This is a genomic window from Pseudoalteromonas sp. SR45-5, assembly GCF_014163565.1.
GTDB lineage: Bacteria > Pseudomonadota > Gammaproteobacteria > Enterobacterales > Alteromonadaceae > Pseudoalteromonas > Pseudoalteromonas distincta.
Window position 1 is genome coordinate 1 of the sequence record NZ_JACJDN010000304.1, and the last position, 4,745, is coordinate 4,745.

General features: G+C 39.0%; 3 protein-coding genes. All 3 read right to left on the bottom strand.

What is annotated here, in order from left to right; translation table 11 throughout:
* Window positions 1–135: 135 nt before the first annotated feature.
* On the bottom strand, window positions 136–1,152 hold the full coding sequence (locus tag H5072_RS12030; protein ID WP_024594855.1) for an aspartate-semialdehyde dehydrogenase: 1,017 nt from the start codon (window positions 1,150–1,152) through the stop codon (window positions 136–138).
* Between the two features lie 48 nt (window positions 1,153–1,200).
* Window positions 1,201–2,322: a 4-phosphoerythronate dehydrogenase gene (locus tag H5072_RS12035; protein ID WP_182693652.1), complete on the bottom strand. Its 1,122-nt coding sequence runs from the start codon at window positions 2,320–2,322 to the stop codon at window positions 1,201–1,203.
* Between the two features lie 265 nt (window positions 2,323–2,587).
* Window positions 2,588–4,745: TonB-dependent receptor (locus H5072_RS12040; RefSeq protein ID WP_182693653.1), on the bottom strand; the 2,158-nt coding region annotated here is incomplete at its 5' end.

A 4,745-nucleotide genomic window follows, 5' to 3' on the forward strand; every position in this document is an offset into this window, starting at 1 on the left:
TTAATTTATTGAGTGTTATCAATCAGTTTTTGTATTTTTAAAATTAAACGGCAAAAATTTGACAAGCCATATAAACAAAAAGCGGCAAACAACTACTGTTTACCGCTTCAAAAGCATGTTTAGCGCAATTAACTATTACATGTAATTGGCAATAAGCTCTTCTGCAATTTGAATGCTATTAGTTGCAGCACCTTTACGAGTGTTGTCACTTACAACCCACATGTTTAATCCATGAGGATGAGAAATATCAGCACGTAATCGACCTATATACACAGTATCGTTACCACTAGCGTCAGACACTGCTGTTGGGTAGTCACCTTCATCATCAATTAGCTCGACACCCGGCGCGTCTTTTAAAAGTTGTTTAACGTGTTCAAAGTCATAAGGCATGCGCGTTTCAATATTAATTGATTCTGAGTGCCCAAAAAATACGGGAACACGTACACACGTTGGGTTCACTGCAATAGTGGTATCACCCAAAATTTTATGAGTTTCGTTTACCATTTTCATTTCTTCGCGCGTATAGCCATTATCTTCAAAGCTATCAATTTGAGGAATAACGTTAAATGCAATTTGCTTTGGAAATACTTTATTATCCATAGGGCGTGCATTCATCAAATTAGCTGTTTGCTTTGCAAGTTCATCAACCGCGTCTTTACCTGCACCCGATACAGCTTGGTAAGTAGATACATTAATACGGTCTATTCCGTAAGCATCATAAATTGGTTTAAGTGCTAACATCATCTGAATAGTTGAACAGTTAGGGTTAGCAATAATATTACGATTTCTAAAATCAGCTAGGCTTGAAGCATTAACTTCTGGCACCACGAGTGGTATTTCAAAATCATTTCTAAAGTGCGATGTATTATCGATTACAATACAGCCGGCTTCAGCAGCAATAGGAGCATATTTTTCAGATACACTGCCACCAGCAGAAAACAAACCTATATGCGCTTGGCTAAAGTCAAAGCCTTCAACGTCAAGTACTTCAATGGTCTCACCACGAAACTTTATATCTTCACCTGCGCTGCGGCTGCTAGCAAGTAAAAAAAGCTGATCAACAGGAAACTTACGATCTGCTAGCGTTTCAATGATTTGACGGCCTACTAAACCAGTAGCGCCAAGTACGGCAACGTTATATTTTTGCGACATATTTCTTCCTCTATAAACGACATTAAAACAACATCGTTAGTTAAATAATTATTCAGCTATACTAAAGCCAAGCTGGCTAAGTGCTGCTAGTTGTGGGCTATCACCTTGTAGAAATAAGGTGCTAAATTCTCGCCTTATAGGATAGTTTTTACGTAAACTATCGAAGCCTTCGCTCTCTAGGCGACGAAGTAAAATTCCGTCATCGCGGCGAACGTCATAAATTAAATGCACTAAACGAGCAATATCTTGCTCATTAAGGCTTTGCGTAACAGTTGCATTTGTAACGGCTGGTGTTGGTAAAAAATCATCCAACGATTTAATCGCCTCAACACCTTTGAGCTGACACAGTTTTTGATACAACATTTGTGTACCACGAGCTTTCCCCTCAAGTGTATGCCCTGCAATGTGCACACTAGCGTAACGAACATGCTCTAGTAATTCAGTTAAAATATTGGGTTCTTTCTCCCATACATCAAGTACTAAATCTAAATCAGCCCCAGCTTCCATTACCTCAAGCAATGCTTGGTTATCAATTACATCGCCACGGCTTGCATTAATTAGCGTGGTTCCTGGCTTAAGTGCTTTTAAACGCTCTTTCCCCATCATGTGCAGTGTTTTATGCTCGCCACTTTTAACAAGGGGAACGTGAAAAGTAACAACATCTGATTGCGCTAATAACTCGTCAAGCGCTACATGTTCTTGTAGTAAGCCTTGTTCGTGCTTAATCGGATCGCACAGCAGTACAACTACGTTGAATGCTTTTAATTTTTGCGCCAAGCATGTACCAATGTTGCCCATCCCTACAATACCAATTGTTTGACCACACAATGGACGCGCATTTTCTTGGCTTAATGCAAATAAGCTACTAATTACATATTCAGCTACAGCAACCGCATTACAACCAGGTGCACTTGTAAAAGCAATATTTCTGTCATGTAGTAATTGCGTATCAATATGGTCAATGCCGATTGTGGCAGTACCTACAAAGCTCAACTTGTTAGCTTGTACCAAAAGTTCATGATTAACATTCGTCACCGAACGAGTAAGAAGAACATCTACATCTATTAATTGTTCAGGCGTTAATTTACGACCATCAAAACGCTCAACCTCACCAAAGTCTGCAAAGTACTGCTCAACTAAAGGCATATTTTGATCGGCAAGAATTTTCATTACAGAGTCCGTTTGGCAATTAAGAGGCGCCATTGTAGCGAACAACCTAACCTTTACACAAACTAAAAAGGTGCATTATAGTTAATACAAACACTCAAAAATGGAGATGTGGATTGTTTTAAATCAGCAATTAAAATTAGGAATTTAAACGATGCAAATAATAACCTTACTATTGAATACACAAAGGCCGAATCACAGCATGATTCGGCCTTTATTATGCAAAATAAACTTCAATTACATTATATTTTATTTACTTGATTTTAGTTTATAGCTCAAAATCTTTTTTGAATTTCAAACCAAATTCACTTCGATCATTACTACGCATTACGCCAACAAAACCTGATTGTTGTAGACGACCAACATCGTAAACTTCGTTTAGAACGTTTTCACCATACAGTGTAATTTCCATATCGCCATATGGATTAGTGTAGGAAATATTAAAACCAACTAGTTCACGAGAATCAATGGTCTCACTTTGGTTATAAACTGATTGCCCTTGCATTTCGCTTCGGTACGAATAGTTAGCATTAAATGCAAGTGTTGCGCCGCTCTCTAAATCCATAAAGTAAGAAGGTGCAACCATAACAGTCCAGCGTGGTGTAAGTGCAGGTGAATCGCCTTTACCTATACCTTGTACACCCTCAGCCACTTCTGTTATTTCAGAATCTAAATAACCAACTGCACTGCGAATAGTAAAGTCATCAGTAATAGCGACTGTTGTTTCAAGCTCAATACCTTGTGCTTTAGACTGGCCCGCATTTTCTACAATTGTTACAAAACCGCCACCTGCTGTTGGGTCTGAAAATGGTAATGCTAAATCAGTGTAATCAGTCACAAATACCGCAAGCATCATAGATACATTTTCGTGTACTTGGCCTTTTAGACCCATTTCGTAGTTAACCGCTTTCGTTTCGTCAAATGATACAAACTGGTCTGGTCCACCAAATGGGCGCGGTGGAAAACCACCTGTTTGGTAGCCTTTTTGAATCTGGCCATACACATTCATATTATTGCTAAGCTGATAAGATGCATTTACATCCCACGTAACTGCATCAAAATCTGCACTTACATACTTACGAGTAGGAAATGATGGGAATATAGCATTTGCATCTTTTTCATCTTTTGAATAACGAAGACCACCACCTACCGTTAAATCGTCAGTTAAATCGTAGCTTGCATTAAAGTAGGCTGCGTAAGAATTAGTTTCTTGGTTAATTTCAAAATCGCCGTAACCACCAAATGATTCTGTTACTCCGTCATTCAATAAGCCATTGGGTGTATTAAATGGGCTGAATACAAATGGGCCTGAACGTGTAAAGCCATCTTCATTAAAAAAGTAAAGGCCTGACACAAAGTCCATATTATCAAATGTTGCATTTAGTTGAATTTCAAACGAGTACTGATCAGCTCCGCCCTCTTCTGGAAACTCAGATAAGTTTAAAGGTGATGCATCGTCATCTAGGCCACCTTCATACTCAGATGTACGGTAGCTTGAGATAAATTTAGTAGTATAAGTATCGTTAATTGCCCAATCAGCCGAGAACGATGTGCCCCAACCTGAGTAAGAAGTTGATTCAATACCTGCAACGGTTGTACCTAAATCATCAGGGTCTGATGGAATTAAATCTTGAGTCAATAATGGGAAGTCGCCATTAAACACATCGTTTGCATCTAGCGGGTCAGTTAATTCAATTGTGTAAGGCGATTGACCTGACTCGTTATCAACTCCATCTAAAGCAAAAGTGAATGCTAAATCGCTGTTCGCTTGCCATTTAAGGGCTACACGACCACTGAATTCCTCTTCCTCACCAATTTCTTTCTCTGGATTTGCTAAATTAACAGCTTCACCAACACCATCACGTGTTTTGTAAGATGCACTCGCAGACATGCTTAGTTCATCGTTTAGTGAGTTATTAAAATAAACATCACCAGCAATACGTCCACGACTTCCCAGCTTAGCTGAAGTAGTTACAATACCTTCATCACCAGGTTGCTTTGTAATTACATTTACAGCGCCACCTAATGTATTACGACCATATAAAGTACCTTGTGGACCACGAAGCACTTCAACACGCTCAACATTAGGTAATGATAAATTAGAACCCATTTGACGACCTAAATAAACGCCATCTAAGTATACGCCTACACCTGGATCAGTAGTTATTATGTGATCTTGCAGACCAATACCACGAATGAACACAGACGCATGTGCTGCATTACCAACACCGTAACGGGTGATGTTTAAGTTTGGAACATATTTACCAATATCTTCAAGATTACTCATATTGGCTTTATCAATTAGGTTCGCCCCAATTGATGTGATAGCGGTTGGAGATTCAAATAAGCTCTCTGTACGTTTACGAGCTGTGACTTCGATTTTTTCAAACGCGTCTTGTTTTGCGGTTGTTTTAGCTTCTTCAGCA